A 15,280-nucleotide genomic window follows, 5' to 3' on the forward strand; every position below is an offset into this window, starting at 1 on the left:
GTAGAGGCGGCATGCGGACGCGGAACTGACGCGTACCTGACAAAAGCGTCAGGCGGGCGCGCCGGCGCGAACGCGTGGCGGCAGGGTCCGGGCGGTTCTGCGCGGCGGGAGGGAGGCCCCGCCGGCGACGCGGGTGCAGCGCTCCGCCGGCGGAAAACGCGCGGGCGCCGGCACGACGGCCGCCGCCGGGCGGCAGCCCGATGCCGGTCGTCGCCCGCCGGCCGGACCGACGCGGGTCCGCAGGGGGAGTGGGGGTAAATTAGTTCCCTGAATCGCGGAGGCGTTAGTTCATTACTGTCGCATCGTTGCCTATTTCTGCAATTTGGCCGAACCGGCACAGTCACAGGACAAATTCCTCCCGATAATCGCCGTACCCGGAACCAATGCGGGAAGCCATGAACGCCAATACTTCCGCCGAAACCATCGCCCAGCGCGGCAGTTGCGCAGCGCAGGCCGAACTGGTCGACCGGATTGCCCGATTGACGCACGGCGACGGATTGCACCCGACGGCGGTCAAGGCGCTGCAGCTGATCCGCATCAGCGGCCCCACCGAATGCTCCCCCAGCGTGTACGAACCGCGGCTGTGCGTCGTCGCGCAGGGCCGCAAGATCGTCACCCTGTCCGACCGCACCTATCACTACGACCCGCTGAACTATCTGGTGGTGTCGGTGACCCTGCCGATGATCGGCCAGGTGGTCGAGGCGACGCCCGACAAGCCTTATCTGTGCCTGCGCATCGACGTCGACCCGGAGGAGATCGCGCGTCTGCTGGTCGACGCCGGCCAGGCGCCGGCGCCGGAACGCGGCGCCGATCGTTCGGCCGATCTGGGGTTGTACGCGGCGCGGGTCAATCCGACCCTGATGGACGCGGTGCTGCGGCTGATGCGCCTGCTCGACACGCCGCAGGACTTGCCGGTGCTGGCGCCGCTGGCGTTGCGCGAGATCTTCTACCGCGTGCTGATGGGCGACCTCGGCCATCGCCTGCGCGCGATCGCGGTCAACGACAGCCGTTCCAGCCGCATCGCCAAGGCGGTGGCGGTGCTGCGCCGCTGCTATCTGCAGCCGTTGAGCATCGAGGAGCTGGCCGAGCAAGTGCACATGAGCACGTCCTCGCTGCACCACCAGTTCAAGGCGGTGACCACGATGTCGCCGCTGCAGTTCCAGAAGCAGCTGCGCCTGCACGAGGCGCGCCGACTGATGATGGTCAACGGCATGGAAGCGGTGACCGCCGCGCATCGGGTCGGCTACGAAAGCCCTTCGCAGTTCTCGCGCGAGTACAAGCGCCTGTTCGGCGCGCCGCCGCGGGCGGAAGTGGTGCAGGCCCGCAGCGCGCCGCAGAGCTGAGTCCGACGCGGCGCGGCCGGCTTCGGCGGCGTGAAGCCTGCATCGTCGTAAGGTCGCGAGCATCGCTGCGGCGATCGCGATCCGGCGAGGTCGCAGGCGTCCGTTTCGCCAGGGGCGTGCCACACCAGCGCCGGCGGCGCACTCACCTTCCATCACGCCTGCGCCACGTTCGCTAGCGTGCGGCGTGTGCGCTGCATACGGCTACGTAAACGGACCGGGTTGCAGGACACCCGCGATGCGCGTTCTGCGCATCGATCGGGGATATTTTTCTTTTGCCGCGTCCGTCGCGTTTTTGCCCCACCCGCATCGGTAGCGTCCTCGCTCGACGCGAGTGGAGCCAGCGATAGCGATCGCCAGCCAAGCCGAGTACGACGCACGGCCGCGCGATAGGGCCGCATCGCAATGGCATGGAACGCTGCCTGCACCGCGACGAAGCGAACGCCTTCGCTTCACTCGACCGAGGAGCAGGGAGTCCCATGAGCCATCGATCCCGTCGCAGGCTGTTGCTGTGGAGATCCGTCGCATTCGTACCGCTGTCGCTGGCCTTGAGCGCCTGTACCGACGGCGGCGTCAGACCCGAGCCGCACGACCGATTGAGCGGCGCCGATATCCGCGCTCACACCGCCGGCCGACTGGGCAGCTTGCCGCCGCTGAGCTCGCAGATTCCGCTCGACGTCAACGTGCCGCAGTCCAATCCCAGCCTGCAGGAGTTGCAGGACGATTTCGACCTGCTGTCGTGGCAGACCTTCGTCGCGGTCAACTGGCCGGCCGACGGCAACGGCAATCCCGACACCGGCAAGACCATCGGCGCCAACCTGCCGACGGTATGGGAGAACTGGAAGGAAAGCCGCGAGGTGTTCCTGCCCGGCGGCGCCGTGCCGTTGCCGTGGGGGCAGGATCCTGCGCCGCCGGCGGTCTGCGCCGGTCTGGGCAAGGCGGCGCTCAACCTGACCCAGGTCGGCAAGACCCCGGACGTGCTCGACGAAAGCGCCGAGCCGTTCGATACCGGTCCGCTGATCGACCAGAACGGCCAGTACGTGCGCTTCGCGATCATGATGAACCAGGACATGTTCGACCGCATCGTCCGCGACCGGCTGTACAGCAAGGCGGGCCAGGAGGCCTTCAACAAGGCCGCCGACTTCGCCCAGACGCAGAGCAACGCCCACGTCGGCGCGATCATGATCAAGTCCTCGTGGAAAGTGATGGGCGCCAACGACGACGCCAGCCGCTTCCACACCATCAAGGCGCTGGTCTACACCAACCCGAACGAACACGAAGGTGTGACCGCCTCGTGTAAGCTGCAGACGGTGGGCCTGGTCGGCCTGCACATCGTGCACAAGACCCACGACGCGCCGCAGTGGGTGTGGTCGACCTTCGAGCACGTCGACAACGCGCCGAGCCAGGGCGATACGCCGTCCAAGCCGCATTACAACTTCTACGACAAGACCTGCACGACTTGCCGGGCCAACGAGCCGCCGCCGCGGCCGTGGAACCCGAACGCGACCCGCACCCAGCCGACCCAGGTGGTGCGCGAGATCCCGCTGACCGATTCGACCAAGCAACTCAATGCCCAGTACCAGGCCTTGCTGCGCAGCGCCAACGCCAATTCGGTCTGGGCCAACTACGAGCTGATCAGCACGCAGTGGCCGACCGAGCGGAACAACCCGATCGACCCAACCGGCAACCCGGCGCCGAATTTCCTGGCCAACGCCACCCTGGAAACCTACATCCAGGGCCAAACGCCGCGGGTCTCGTCGAGCTGCATGGACTGCCACAACGACGCCACCATGACCAACGGCCTGGCCTCGGACTTCACTTACCTGCTGCAGCGCGCGCAATAAGGAGCCTTTCCATGGACCCGATGGACACTTTCGTCAGCCTCAGCATCGGCCTGACCGGATTCAAGCGCGGCGCGCTGGCGCCCGACAACGACACCCACGACATCAAGTCCTTGTATCTGAAGACCTTCATCGACCGAGTGAGTCAGGCGACGGTCAACGACATCCTGCTCTGGTACAAACTCACCGACAGGCATGTGTCGGGCAATCCGCCCGATCGCGAGGAGCGCGTGGTGGCGCTGCTGTTCGCCGACAAGCCCGAGTACGAGTTCCCCTGCCGGCAGCTGCTGTTCCTGTGGTATGCCGGCGCTTGGCCGACGGTGACCGACACTCCTGCGGCCACTCATGGACAGACCTTCAGCGAGGTGATCTCGGCCGACAGCTACACGCAGGGCCTGGTCTGGCGGGTAATGCAGTCGCATCCGATGGGCAGATCGACCTACCACTACGGCTACTGGGCGCAGCCGCCCGCGCCGCTGAGCGCCTACCTGGAGAATCCGGTATGAGCATCGTCACGCCTCCCGGCGGTTTCGACGTGGTGATCGTCGGTTCCGGCATCGCCGGTTCGATCGTCGCCTATCAGCTCGGCAAGCAAGGCAAGAAGGTGTTGATCCTCGAAGGCGGGCCGCCCGTGCCCAAGAGCCGCGAGGACTACATGCAGACCTTCTTCATGGCCAACGCCAAGACCCCCGAGTCGCCGTACCCGCCGACCACCCAGGGCGCGGCCGGCGCCAACAACGCGCTCGGCCAGCCCGATCCGTCCAGCCTGAACACGCCGCGCTACACGGTGCTGCAGATCAACTCCTGGCAGGACCCGAGCATCAGCTATTTCACCTACTTCAGCCAGCCCAACAACATCACGCCCGACAGTCCGGAACTGACTTTCGCTTTCGGCAGTTCCTACGAGCGCGTCGCCGGCGGCACCACCTGGCATTGGCTGGGCACTTCGCTGATAAACCTGCCCAACGACTTCCGGCTCAAGAGCCAGTACGGCCACGGCGTGGACTGGCCGGGCGGCTCGCAGTTCTTCCGCCGGTTGCTGCCGTACTACCGGAAAGCGACCGACGTGATCGGGGTCTCCGCCGACAAGCAGGCGATGGTCGATCTCTACAAGACGTTTGGCGTCGAATCCAACGGCGTCTACGGCGACAACTACGATTACCCGATGCCGGGCATCGTCGAGTCGATGAACGATGCGCTGTACGCGCAAAAGGTCGGCGCGCTGAAGGTCGACAACATCCCGTTGTTCGTCACCCCGACGCCGCAGGGGCGCAATTCGCGTCCGGGCAACCGGCGCCAGTGCGCCGGCAACACCAACTGCATCCCGATCTGCCCGATCCAGGCCAAGTACGACGGCACCGTGACCCTGGCCCAGGCCCTGCAGACCGGCAACGTGCAGATCCAGTACCGGTCCGTGGCCAGCAACATCCGCCTCGACGGCGACCAGGTCAGCGGCATCGACTACATCACCTACGACACCCAGACCGGGCCGGCGACCGGCACCGGCACCGCGACCGCCAAGCGCTACGTGCTGGCCGCGCACGCGATCGAGACGCCCAAGCTGCTGTTGATGTCCAACCATAATCCGGGTTGGAACCGCGGCGTCGCCAACAGCTCCGACCAGGTCGGCCGCAACCTGATGGACCATGTGATGTACCTGGCCTGGGGCCTGTCCAAGGACCCGATCTATGCCTTCCGCGGCCCGCTGTCGACCGCAGGCATCGAGACGCTGCGCGACGGCGCGTTCCGCAGCCAGCGCGCGGCCTACCGGATCGAGATCGGCAACGAGGGCTGGAACTGGGCGACCAGCGATCCCAACACCACCTTGGCCGATTTCGTGTTCGGCCAGAACAACTCCCAGTTGAACGGCGATTCGGTCAATCAGCAGAACCAGCCGCTGCGCTTCAATCCGGCCCTGCCGGCGTTCAGCAAGCTGTTCGGTACCCCCCTGGTGCAGGCCCTCAACGCGATCTATGTGCGCCAGCTTCGCCTGGGCTATCTGATCGAACAACTGCCGGACCCGGACAACCGCGTGCAGTTGTCGAACCTGCGCGACCACCTCGGTTTGCCGCGGCCGTCGGTGACCTACCGCATCCGCGACAACTACGTGCGCGAGGCCTTCGTCTCGGCCAAGAAGGTGTCGACCCAGATCTTCGCCGCGCTCGGCGCCAAGGAGTACACCCAACTGCCGGGGCCGGTGAAGATGCACGGCTTCAACGTCACTTCCAGCACCTTCGAGTACAAGGGCGACCGCTTCACCTTCTACGGTGCAGGCCACATCATCGGCACCTATCGCATGGGCACCACGCCGCGCGACTCGGTGCTCAACCCGCGCCAGCAATCCTGGGACCACTCCAACCTGTACATGGTCGGCAGCGGCGTGTTTCCGACCACCGCCACCGCCAACCCGACCCTGACCATCGCCGCGCTGGCGCTGCAGGCGGCCGACAACATCCTGCAAGACCTCGCGTCCGCCGAAAGCGAGGACGTCTCGTATCATCCCGGCATCGCCGACGCGACGGCCTCGGCCCTTGCGCGGGATCGGCCGACGTAGTCGATGAGGCGCGTCGCCGGCGCGGCCGGCGACGCGCACCGCGCCGATCGCGCGGTCGCATGCGCCCGCAGGGGCTTTTCGCCGCGTCCCACGGACTGTCCGACGGGCGCGATGCGCTGCGTCAGCGTCGGCGCCGGCCGGGCGGCGCCGACCGGCAGAGAGACCGGCGGCGAGACCGACAGCGAGACCGACAGCGAGATTGACAGCGAAACCGGGCCGGCTTCGCCCGGCGCTTGCGCGCGCAGATCCCCGCCGGCAGCGCGGGCAGCCGCGACTTCGCACTACAGCCCAATCGCGATGCCGCCCGACGGCGTCGCCAAGGCCGTCGATTGGTAGGGCCGATCCAGATCGTTCGTTCACGGCCAACGCAAGTTCGCCGCATCTCCCCATGCGCGACGTCATTGCGATTGGTTCTATGCAAGATCCGAAGTCGCGGTAGGGGAGTGGATCGCGGCGCACGTTTGATTCCCTGAGCCGGTTCGAAACGCCTCGCGTCGGACCGCTTCCTTCGAAGTTCCCACCGCCGGAACAGACCTGTCGCGCGAGTCCGCCGGCGGCGTCGCTTCGTGCCGGCAGTCAACTGCATAGGACATCCACAGCAATGAAGCAGATCTCTTCCAAAAAGACGTTCGTCGTGCTCGGGCTCGCGGCGGCTTGCGCGACCGTGCTGATGTGGTCGCACCGCGATGCGGGGACGCCTTCGCAAGGCGCGCCTGGCGACGCTTTCGCTGCCTCCCAGGCGTCCGGCGCCTGGCCGGGCGCCGGCCTGCACGGCGTGGCCTACGCCGCGCCGACGCCGCGCAACGATGCGCAGGCCAAGCTGGGCAGTGGCCAGTTGCTGGAAGCCGTGCAATGGTTGGCGCAGACCCAGGCCGGCGGCGGCGCCAACAGCGCAGCGCACGCGAACGGCGCGCCGGCCGCCACCGGCGCCGGCAATGCCGGTCGTTCCGCCCGCCACGCGATCAGTGCCGCGGCGCAGATCGCCGCGCTCGACCGCGCCGGCATTCCGCAGCGCTTCCGCGACGGCGAGAAGGTCAAGGTCAGCCTCGATCTGGCCCTGAGCTACGAGGATGTGCAGAACCCCGGCCTGCTCGACCGCGCCACCTCGGCGTTGCGCGACACCCTGCTGGCCGCCGGCCTGCAGGCGACCCCGGTCAACGGTTCGCCCACGCTCGAAGCGTTGGTGCCGCTGGCGAAGCTAGAATGGGTCGCCGGCCTGCAATCGGTGGCCCAGGTGTCGCTGATGAAGATGTCGCAGACCGCGGTGTTCAGCGACGGCGCCACCGCCAGCAATATCGACCGTTTGCGTGCGCTCGGCCAGTACGGCGGACTCGCCGAGAACCTGCGCAGGGACCTGCGCGGCGAAGGCCTGGGCATCGCCATCATCGATCACTTCGGCAATCTCGGCGGCGAGGTGGCGGCATTGCAGGCCGCCGGCGAGTGGCCGAGCAACACCGCCGCGGAGCCCAACAAGATCACCCTGCGCGCGCTGCCGGGACAGGCGTTCGGCCACCGCGGCGCCGCCCACGGCAATGCGGTGACCGAGATCGTCTACGACATCGCGCCGGCGGCGTCGTATCGCGTCTACGACAGTTCCGGTGCGGCCGACTGGGTCAGCGCGGTCCAGGACGCGGCCAACCTCAACGCCCAGAACGTCATCCAGGGCGAGCCGCGCGCGCAGGTCATCACCGCGTCGCTGGGCTTCGATCTGTACGGGCCCGGTGACGGCACCGGTAACGGCAGCGCCCTCAAGGGCCTGTACGACGCGATCGAGGCGGCCACGCGCAACGGCGTGCTGGTCCTCAACGCCGCCGGCAACGAGGCCCAGGTGCACTGGGACGGCAACAGCACCGCCGGCGCGGTCGCCAACGTGCGCCAGGACTTCGATCTCAGCGCCGCGGGCGTGGACAACGTCAATCGCCTGAACTTGGGCGCCGACTTCGACGGCTGCATTCCGGTCGGCGCCTTCAGCGCGGCGGATCAGGAGAACTTCGAGATCAGCGCGACCCTGGGTTGGAACGATTGGACCAACGCCAACAACCTCACCGACGCCGACTACCGGCTGGAGCTGGTGCGCTGGGCCGATGCGGTGCGGCGCAACGGCCGCGTGGTCACCCCGGCCGGCTGGGTGGTGGCGACGCAATCGGACGCCGCACAGAATGGCGGTGCCGGTCAGACGCCGCTGGAAGGCATCTCCTTCGTCCCGTCGGCCGCGACCCGCACCGCCGAATGCGACAATGTGTTCAACGCCAATCGTTTCGCCGGCGGCGGCAAGTTCGGCCTGCGCATCGTCCGCAAGACCGCCGCCGCGAACAACTTCCTGCGCCTGATGATCGGCGGCTATTACACCCCGCAGTACGCTCAGGCCGAGCGTTCGCTGATCCATCCGGCCGACTCGGCCAGCGTGATCACGGTGGCGGCGCTGGATGCGGCGACCTCCAACCTGGAGGCCTACAGCTCGCGCGGCCCGGTGCTGGCCGCCGGCGGTGCGCGTCCGAACGGGCAGGCGGCCGGCAACGCCAAGCCCGACATGGCCAACTTCGCCAACGTCGATACGGTGTCCTACGGCGATAACGAGTTCAACGGCACTTCCTCGGCGACCCCGCACGTGGCCGCGCTGGCCCTGCTCGGCCTGCAGCACCAGCGCCAGCTGACCAACGCCACCGTGCCGGTGCTGCCGGCCAACCCGACCGCCCAGCAGCGCGCCACTTACGCTGCGGCGCTGCGGCAGCGCAACGTCACGCTGACCGGATCGGTGTACGACTCGCTGGCCTATGTGGCCGGCACCGGCGGCAACGACCTGGGCATTGCCGGTTTCGACAGCAGCTACGGCACCGGCCGTTTGAAGTTCCATGCCCAGTCGCAGGCCTGCTTCCTGACCGCGCTGTACGACCCGGCCTATCGCGGGCTGCTGCCGGCCCAAGCCAATCCGCTGCCGGCGGGACAGAAGAGCTACGACGTGCTGCACGACGAAAACGACGCGGCCTGCGCCAACGCCGTCGCGCAGTAAGCCGGCGCCGGCGGCCCGCGTCGCGCCTGCGGCGCGGGTCCACCCTGCGCGTTCGGTTCTGCCACCGATGCCCGCCCGCCGGCGGGCATCGCCTTGTGCGGACCGCAGAGGCGGCCGGTGCCGCCGGGCGTCAGGCCAAGGCGCGCGCCAAGCGCTCGGCCACGGCCCGCAATTGCGGCAGGCGGTCGTGTGCGCCGATCAGCTCGAATTCGACTCCGGTCAGGGCCAGCAGGGCGATGAAATCCTCCGGCGTTTCGCCGCGCACGTGCAGCAGGCAACTGTGCTCGTCGATGTGTTCGAGCACGCCGCACCACGGCGGCAGGCCCGGGGCCAACGCTTCGGCCGAGCCGTGCAGGCGCGCGCGCAGCACGTCGCCGGTCATGCCCTGGCTGAGGCTGCGCTGGACGTAGCCGGCGACGTCCTCGGGGAACTCGCGCGGGGCGAAGCCGGCGCCGCAGCGCAGGCTTTGGATGCGGTCGGCGCGGAAGAGGCGCCAGTCTTCGCGGCCGCGGTCCCAGGCCAGCAAGTACCAGCGCCGGCCGCTGCTGACCAGGCGCAAGGGTTCGATCGTGCGCCGGGTGGCGCGGCCGCCGCGGTCGCGGTATTCGAGTTCGATCAGCTGGCGGTCTCGACAGGCGCCGGCCAGTTCGGTCAGGGTGTCGACGTCGGGGCCGTCCTCGTCCTGCGCCAACGATACGGTGACCGAATACAACGCGCTGATCCGCCGTCGCAACCGTGCCGGCATCAGTTGATCGAGCTTGCCGAGCAGGCCCAGCGCGGTCTGTTCGATCCGCGCTACGCTCGCGGTGGCGCTGCGCAGGGCCACTGCCATCGCCACCGCTTCGTCGTCGTCGAGCAACAGCGGCGGCATCGAGGCGCCGGCGCCGAGCTGGTAGCCGCCGCCGACCCCGGCCGAGGCCTGGATCGGGTAGCCCAGTTCGCGCAGACGGTCGACATCGCGGCGCACGGTGCGGGCGTCGACTTCGAGCCGGTCGCACAATTCGTGGCCGGTCCAGTGGCGGCGCTGCTGCAACAGGGACAGCAGGCGCAGCAGGCGGGCGGAGGTCTTGAGCATGGGGCCAGTCTAGCGACGATTGAGGACATATCCTGTCCTCGATAGGCGCTATTCTGATCTCGCCCCGGATACGGGGGCCCGCAGCCCCGCCTCCCGACCACGAATCCCCAATCCCCAATCTCTAATCCCGGAGTCAGCCATGACCGTCCAGACCTACCAAGGCAGCTGCCACTGCGGCGCGATCCGCTACGAGGTCGACCTCGACCTCGACGCCGGCACCTCGCGCTGCAATTGCTCGATCTGCACCAAGCTGCGCAAGTGGACGGCGCTGGCCAAGCCCGATGCCTTCCGCCTGCTCGCGGGCAAGCCGGAGGACATGGGCGACTACCAGTTCGGTACCTTCAGCGGCCATCATCAGTTCTGCAAGCACTGCGGCATCCACGCCTTCGGCAGCGGCGAACTCGACGTGCTCGGCGGCAAGTACTACGCCGTGAATGTGGCCTGCCTGGATGTCGACCACGCCGTACTGGCGGCGGCGCCGGTGCGTTTCATGGACGGGCTGCACAACAACTGGTTCGAAACGCCCGCGATCACCGCGCATATGTGACCGCCGGGCTCGCCGCGCGCCGTCGCGCGTGCGAGTCTGGCGCGCTCCCGCCGCTGCGTTGCCGCCGATGGATACCGAAGCCCTCAAACGCTGGTGCCGCGCCTATCCCGGCGCGGTCGAAACGCTGCATGCGGCGCCGTCCAACATCCTGGTCTACAGCGCCGGCGGTAAGTTCTTCGCCTATTTCAAGACCAGCGAGCCCGAGCGCTGGCGTTTCAGCATCAAGGTCACGCCCGAGCGCTTCGTCGAGCTGACCGACATGCCGGGCGCCAAACCCGCGCGGTTCATGGGCCGCCACCATTGGGTCACCATCGTCGATGTGCGCCGGCTGCCGGACGATTACCTGGCCGAACTGGTCGACTGGTCGTACCGGCGCGCGCTGGGCAATCTCAGCCGCAAGCGTCAGGCCGAGGTGTTGGCCGATGCCGACGAAGCGCAGCGCGCGCGGCTCAGCCCGATCGCGCCGCCGAAAGCTCGCCCAAGACTCGTAAGCCCGCGTCCACCCGGTCGTCGAGCGGGTGGCCGTAGTTGAGCCGCAAGCAATGACGGTAACCGCGATGCGCGGAGAAGATCGGTCCCGGCGCGACGCTGATGCCGCGCTGAGCGGCCTGGCGCTGGATCCATAGCGCGTCGCGGTCCGGCGGCAGTTCGATCCACAGGAAGTAGCCGCCGTCCGGGCGGGTGACCCGGGTGCCGGCGGGAAAGTGTTGCGCCACCGCCCGCAGATACGCGGCCTGTTGCTGGGCCAGGGTTTTGCGCAACCCGCGCAGGTGCCGCTCGTAGCTGCCGCGTTGCAGATAGCGCGCGATCGCCAACTGCGCCGGCACGCAGGTGGCCAGGGTGTGGGTCAGCTTGAGTCGCGCCACTTGCTGCGCGTAGCGTCCCGGCGCGGCCCAGCCGATCCGGTAGCCGGGCGCCAGGGTCTTGGAGAACGACGAGCAGTGCAGCACCAGGCCGCGGGTGTCGAAGGCCTTGGCCGGGCGCGGACGCTGCGCGCCGAAATGCAGTTCGCCGTAGACGTCGTCCTCGATCAAGGGCAGTTCGTGCCGCGCCAGCAGTTCGACCAGCTCGCGGGTCTTCGCTTCGGGCAGGCTGGCGCCGAGCGGATTCTGGAAACGGGTCATCAGCCAGCAGGCCTTGGGCGCGTGGCGGCGGATCGCCGCGTCGAGCGCGCCCAGGTCGATGCCTTCGCGCGGATGGGTCGGCACCTCGACCGCGCGCAGACCGTACCGTTCCAGGGTCTGCAATGCGACGTAGAAACAGGGCGACTCCACCAGCACCGCATCGCCCGGACGGGTGGTCGCGGCGATGCACAGGTTCAGCGCTTCGATCGCGCCGTTGCAGATCACCAGGTCGCCGGCGCCCAGGTCGACGCCTTCGACCCGGTAGCGCAGGGCGATGTGGCGGCGCAGTTCGGACTTGCCCGGGGTCAGATCGTCGACGGTACTGCGCGGGTCCAAGTGCACCGCCTCGTGCGCCATCGCCCGGCCGAGCCGGGCCAGCGGGAACAGGCCCGGACTGAGGAACGCCGACCCCAGCGGCACCACCTCGCGCGCCATCGCCGATTCCAGCACCTCGAACACCAGCGCACTGATGTCGACCGGGCGGGACTCGCCGTCCGGCGCCGAGGCCGCATCCGGCTCCGGCGGCAAGGGCTCAGGCGCGGCGCGCACGTAATAGCCCGAGCGCGGCCGCGGTTGCACGAGTCCTTGCGCCTCCAGCAGGTAGTAGGCCTGAAACACGGTCGCGGCACTGACCCCGCGCGCCGCCCGGGTCTCGCGCACCGAGGGCAAACGCTGCCCCGGCCGCAGCAACCCCTGCCGGATCGAGCGCGCGATGTCGTCGGCGAGGGCTTGGTAGCGTTTCACGGGATTCGGGATTCGGGATTGGGGATTGGGGGTTGGCGAAGGTCTGCCGCCGGTGCGGCCGCGTTTGCTCTAGCTAATGCCCAATCCCGAATCCCCAATCTCAGCCATCCAACAGACTGATCCGGTTTTTTGAGCAAAATCTGAGTCTACGCCAACTGATCCGATTGGCGGACAGTGGCTCCCGCAGCCAAAGCTGCGCGAATGCCCGCGCTCATGAACCCGCAAGTCGAACTCAATCTGGCGCTGATCCTGTTCATCCCCTGGTTCTCGATCCTGGCCTGGCTGTTCTGGGCCTATCCGCGCCAGCCGCGCGGCGGGGCCCGCAGCGCCTTCGATGCCGCCAGTCTGATCCTCGCCACCTTGGCCGCGGGCTGGGGCATGCATTGGGGGTTCTACAACGCCGATCCGCAGGCCGGTGCGATCTGGAAACAGGTGTTGGCGACCTCGGTCGCCTACGGCCTGTTCCTCGCGGTCATGACCGCGGCGCTGATCCTGCGCTGGCGCTGGTTGCGTCGCCGCGCGGCGACCGCCGCCTCTTTCTCCTCGCGCCCGCTCGCGGGCAAGGCCGAACCATGAAAATCCTGTTCGTCGCCGCGTTCATGGCGGTGATCCTCTACAACCTCGGCGCCGGCCTGTACTACATGCTGGTCGACAAAGGCAGCAGCAAGCGCACGGTCGATGCGCTGACCCGGCGCATCGGGTTTTCGATCGCGCTGATCGCCCTGGTCGTGGTCGGCATCCTCACCGGCGTGGTCCAGCCGCACGGCGTCGGCGCCTGAGCCGCCGGTGCGGGCTAAGCTGTCGGCCCGCCCGCGCCGAAGCCTCGCGATGACCTCTGCCCGCATCGTCCGCCAGGACGAACATGCCGAGTACTACTTCCAGGAACGCTGCCACATCCTGGAATGGTGGAACCATCCCGACGACCCGCAGGCCTCGATCGCGCGCGCCCGGGTCGAGCCGGGCACGACCACCCGCCTGCACCGCTTGCTCGGCACCACCGAGCGCTATCTGATCCTGGCCGGCCGCGGCCGGGTCGAGGTCGGCGATCTGGCCCCGATCGAGGTCGGGGCCGGCGACGTAGCGGTGATCCCGCCCGGCGTGGCGCAACGCATCGTCAACATCGGCGACGAGGATCTGCTGTTCGCGGCGATCTGCACCCCGCGCTTCGTGCCCGAGTGCTACGAAGACCTCGATGCGGAGGGCGAATGAGCGCGACCCGGCCGGATTTGCGCGCGCGCTACCTGGGCAGCCTGCTGGGACTGGCCTGCGGCGACGCGGTCGGCACCACGGTCGAGTTCAGCGCGCGCGGCAGTTTCGCGCCGCTGCGCGACATGACCGGCGGCGGACCGTTTCGGCTGCAGGCCGGGCAGTGGACCGACGACACCTCGATGGCGCTGTGCCTGGGGGCGAGCCTGATCCACTGTCGCGGTTTCGACGCGCGCGACCAGATGAACCGCTATTGCAACTGGCGCGCGCACGGCTATCTCAGCAGCACCGGCGAGTGCTTCGACATCGGCGCGACCGTGAGCGCGGCCTTGGATCGCTATCTGCGCGAAGGCGATCCCTATGCCGGCGACCCGGGCCCGCGCGCCGCCGGCAACGGCGCGCTGATGCGGCTGGCGCCGGTGCCGATGCGGTATCGCGCCGATGCCGAGGCCTGCCGGCACTACGCGGCCGAATCCACCCGCACCACTCACGGCGCAGCCGAAGCGCTGGACGCTTCGCGCCTGTTCGCGATGCAGTTGCGCGCCGCATTGCTCGGCGCCGGCAAGGAGGCGGTGCTGACCCCGGCGATGCCGGCGCCGCAGAGCCCGTCGATCGCCGCGCTGCACGCGCGCGACTATGCCGGCAAGCGCGAGGACGAGATCGCCGGTACCGGCTACAGCGTGCGGTCGCTGGAAGCGGCGCTGTGGTGTTTCCTGCACACCGACGACTACGCTTCGGCAGTGCTGCGCGCGGCCAACCTGGGCGAGGACGCCGACACCACCGCGGCGATCTGCGGCCAGTTGGCCGGCGCTTACTACGGCGTGGAAGCGATCCCTGCGGCCTGGCGCGAGCGCTTGGCGATGCGGGCGGAGATCGAGGCGATGGCCTTGGAATTGCTGGCGCTGGCGGAAAGCGGCATCGCCGGCGGGGCCACGCCCACGCACTGAGTTCCGCGGCGGTCGCCGCCGGCGCGGCTCGGGCCGGGGCCGCGCTTGGCCCGGTATCGGGGCGAAGAACGTTAGCTTCCAAGACGCGGAGCGCAGACCGTCGATAGCCCCGCACAGCGCGGAACGATTCGTTCGAGCCGATGCCATGCGGCATCGTAAAACTCAAACCACAGACGCCGTCGAGGACTGCCATGCGCGCACCCGTCACGCTCGGACACTCCGGGGCCTGCGCCGCCCGCCGGCACGCCCGGGCCCTTGCGGCGCTCCTGATCGGATACGCATCGCTCGGCTCGGCTCAGGACACGACCCGGTCGGGCCCGCTGTTCGATGAGCTTGCAGGCATGGACAAGCAACTGTTCGACGCCGCTTTCGTCAGCTGCGACGCGGACAGGTTCCGGGCGATCTTCACCGCCGACGCGGAGTTCTATCACGACCGCACGGGTGCGGCGGTCGGCGAAGACGTCCGAACGCTGAAGTCGTGTCCGCGCGACAACGGCGTCACCCGCACCCTGATGCCCGGAAGTCTGGAGGTCTACCCGATGAAGGGCTACGGCGCTGTCCAGATCGGGCGCCATGTCTTCGCCCGCAAAGGCGAGCCGGGCTCGGAAGTCGCCAAATTCGTGCACCTGTGGAAGCAGGAGAACGGGGTCTGGCGCTTGGCGAGGGTGCTGAGCTTCGATCATCGGCCTTCGACGCCGCCGCCTTAGGTTCGGGCGTGACGGCAACGGCAAATTCCCCTGCCCCCTTTTTCAACGGGGGAACGGCAAAGGCAGGCGGCTTCAGCGGGAAAGTACGCCGGCGACGATGGACCATTCAAGCACTATGCCCGCGCTCGGCGTCGTCGCATATTCGCGTCGTAACCGCTGTTCCCCCTTTTGAAAAGGGGGGGGTT

The 15,280-nt window shown here is 68.4% G+C and carries 14 protein-coding genes; 12 read left to right on the top strand and 2 right to left on the bottom strand.

The window, feature by feature from the left end; all coding sequences use genetic code 11:
- Positions 1 to 395 precede the first annotated feature (395 nt).
- From TX83_RS02360 to TX83_RS02385, 5 genes are all read left to right on the top strand, one after another.
- The gene (locus TX83_RS02360) at positions 396 to 1,343 is read left to right on the top strand and encodes an AraC family transcriptional regulator (protein WP_064746316.1); all 948 of its coding nucleotides are present in this window, start codon (positions 396 to 398) and stop codon (positions 1,341 to 1,343) included.
- A gap of 476 nt (positions 1,344 to 1,819) precedes the next feature.
- Complete coding sequence (locus TX83_RS02365; RefSeq protein ID WP_261369981.1) at positions 1,820 to 3,184, top strand: hypothetical protein; 1,365 nt, start codon at positions 1,820 to 1,822, stop codon at positions 3,182 to 3,184.
- 11 nt (positions 3,185 to 3,195) lie between these two features.
- A complete protein-coding gene (locus TX83_RS02370; protein WP_075574945.1) occupies positions 3,196 to 3,687 on the top strand; it encodes a hypothetical protein in 492 nt (163 codons plus the stop codon).
- Positions 3,684 to 5,735, top strand: a complete 2,052-nt coding sequence (locus TX83_RS02375) for a GMC family oxidoreductase (protein ID WP_079247996.1) — start codon at positions 3,684 to 3,686, stop codon at positions 5,733 to 5,735. The genes TX83_RS02370 and TX83_RS02375 overlap by 4 nt, the downstream gene beginning before the upstream one ends.
- Positions 5,736 to 6,336: 601 nt before the next feature.
- Complete coding sequence (locus TX83_RS02385) at positions 6,337 to 8,745, top strand: S8 family serine peptidase (protein ID WP_064746319.1); 2,409 nt, start codon at positions 6,337 to 6,339, stop codon at positions 8,743 to 8,745.
- 130 nt (positions 8,746 to 8,875) lie between these two features.
- Here TX83_RS02385 and TX83_RS02390 read toward each other — a convergent pair whose 3' ends face one another.
- Positions 8,876 to 9,820: a helix-turn-helix transcriptional regulator gene (locus tag TX83_RS02390; protein WP_064746320.1), complete on the bottom strand. Its 945-nt coding sequence runs from the start codon at positions 9,818 to 9,820 to the stop codon at positions 8,876 to 8,878.
- 139 nt (positions 9,821 to 9,959) lie between these two features.
- Here TX83_RS02390 and TX83_RS02395 point away from each other — a divergent pair, with 139 nt between their 5' ends.
- Entirely contained in the window at positions 9,960 to 10,367 is a 408-nt protein-coding gene (locus TX83_RS02395) for a GFA family protein (protein WP_064746321.1), read from the top strand.
- A 67-nt stretch (positions 10,368 to 10,434) separates the two neighbouring features.
- Entirely contained in the window at positions 10,435 to 10,899 is a 465-nt protein-coding gene (locus tag TX83_RS02400) for an MmcQ/YjbR family DNA-binding protein (protein ID WP_064746322.1), read from the top strand.
- Here TX83_RS02400 and TX83_RS02405 read toward each other — a convergent pair.
- A complete protein-coding gene (locus tag TX83_RS02405) occupies positions 10,817 to 12,235 on the bottom strand; it encodes a PLP-dependent aminotransferase family protein (protein ID WP_064746323.1) in 1,419 nt (472 codons plus the stop codon). The two genes, TX83_RS02400 and TX83_RS02405, sit on opposite strands and share 83 nt — an antisense overlap.
- A 213-nt stretch (positions 12,236 to 12,448) precedes the next feature.
- Between TX83_RS02405 and TX83_RS02410 the strand changes: the two genes are divergently transcribed.
- The 5 genes from TX83_RS02410 to TX83_RS02430 all read left to right on the top strand — a co-directional run bounded on the left by TX83_RS02410 (position 12,449) and on the right by TX83_RS02430 (position 15,095).
- Positions 12,449 to 12,811 carry a hypothetical protein gene (locus tag TX83_RS02410; protein ID WP_064746324.1) on the top strand — a complete coding sequence of 121 codons (363 nt, stop codon included), beginning with the start codon at positions 12,449 to 12,451 and terminating at the stop codon, positions 12,809 to 12,811.
- Entirely contained in the window at positions 12,808 to 13,014 is a 207-nt protein-coding gene (locus TX83_RS02415; RefSeq protein ID WP_064746325.1) for a twin transmembrane helix small protein, read from the top strand. Before TX83_RS02410 ends, TX83_RS02415 begins: the two co-directional genes overlap by 4 nt.
- A gap of 49 nt (positions 13,015 to 13,063) precedes the next feature.
- Positions 13,064 to 13,444, top strand: a complete 381-nt coding sequence (locus TX83_RS02420; RefSeq protein WP_064746326.1) for a cupin domain-containing protein — start codon at positions 13,064 to 13,066, stop codon at positions 13,442 to 13,444.
- Positions 13,441 to 14,388 (top strand): ADP-ribosylglycohydrolase family protein, encoded by a 948-nt coding sequence (locus TX83_RS02425; protein ID WP_064746327.1) that lies wholly within the window; start codon positions 13,441 to 13,443, stop codon positions 14,386 to 14,388. The genes TX83_RS02420 and TX83_RS02425 overlap by 4 nt, the downstream gene beginning before the upstream one ends.
- A 191-nt stretch (positions 14,389 to 14,579) precedes the next feature.
- Positions 14,580 to 15,095, top strand: a complete 516-nt coding sequence (locus tag TX83_RS02430) for a nuclear transport factor 2 family protein (RefSeq protein WP_075574946.1) — start codon at positions 14,580 to 14,582, stop codon at positions 15,093 to 15,095.
- Positions 15,096 to 15,280 lie beyond the last annotated feature (185 nt).

This window comes from Lysobacter antibioticus HS124, from assembly GCF_000336385.2.
Taxonomy (GTDB): domain Bacteria; phylum Pseudomonadota; class Gammaproteobacteria; order Xanthomonadales; family Xanthomonadaceae; genus Lysobacter; species Lysobacter firmicutimachus.

Coding starts and splice junctions, on each gene's coding strand:
- TX83_RS02370 (WP_075574945.1), top strand. CDS start 3,196: ATGGACCCGATGGACACTTTCGTCAGCCTCAGCATCGGCCTGACCGGA.
- TX83_RS02420 (WP_064746326.1), top strand. CDS start 13,064: ATGACCTCTGCCCGCATCGTCCGCCAGGACGAACATGCCGAGTACTAC.
- TX83_RS02410 (WP_064746324.1), top strand. CDS start 12,449: ATGAACCCGCAAGTCGAACTCAATCTGGCGCTGATCCTGTTCATCCCC.
- TX83_RS02425 (WP_064746327.1), top strand. CDS start 13,441: ATGAGCGCGACCCGGCCGGATTTGCGCGCGCGCTACCTGGGCAGCCTG.
- TX83_RS02365 (WP_261369981.1), top strand. CDS start 1,820: ATGAGCCATCGATCCCGTCGCAGGCTGTTGCTGTGGAGATCCGTCGCA.
- TX83_RS02375 (WP_079247996.1), top strand. CDS start 3,684: ATGAGCATCGTCACGCCTCCCGGCGGTTTCGACGTGGTGATCGTCGGT.
- TX83_RS02390 (WP_064746320.1), bottom strand. CDS start 9,820: ATGCTCAAGACCTCCGCCCGCCTGCTGCGCCTGCTGTCCCTGTTGCAG.
- TX83_RS02430 (WP_075574946.1), top strand. CDS start 14,580: ATGCGCGCACCCGTCACGCTCGGACACTCCGGGGCCTGCGCCGCCCGC.
- TX83_RS02415 (WP_064746325.1), top strand. CDS start 12,808: ATGAAAATCCTGTTCGTCGCCGCGTTCATGGCGGTGATCCTCTACAAC.
- TX83_RS02395 (WP_064746321.1), top strand. CDS start 9,960: ATGACCGTCCAGACCTACCAAGGCAGCTGCCACTGCGGCGCGATCCGC.
- TX83_RS02360 (WP_064746316.1), top strand. CDS start 396: ATGAACGCCAATACTTCCGCCGAAACCATCGCCCAGCGCGGCAGTTGC.
- TX83_RS02385 (WP_064746319.1), top strand. CDS start 6,337: ATGAAGCAGATCTCTTCCAAAAAGACGTTCGTCGTGCTCGGGCTCGCG.
- TX83_RS02400 (WP_064746322.1), top strand. CDS start 10,435: ATGGATACCGAAGCCCTCAAACGCTGGTGCCGCGCCTATCCCGGCGCG.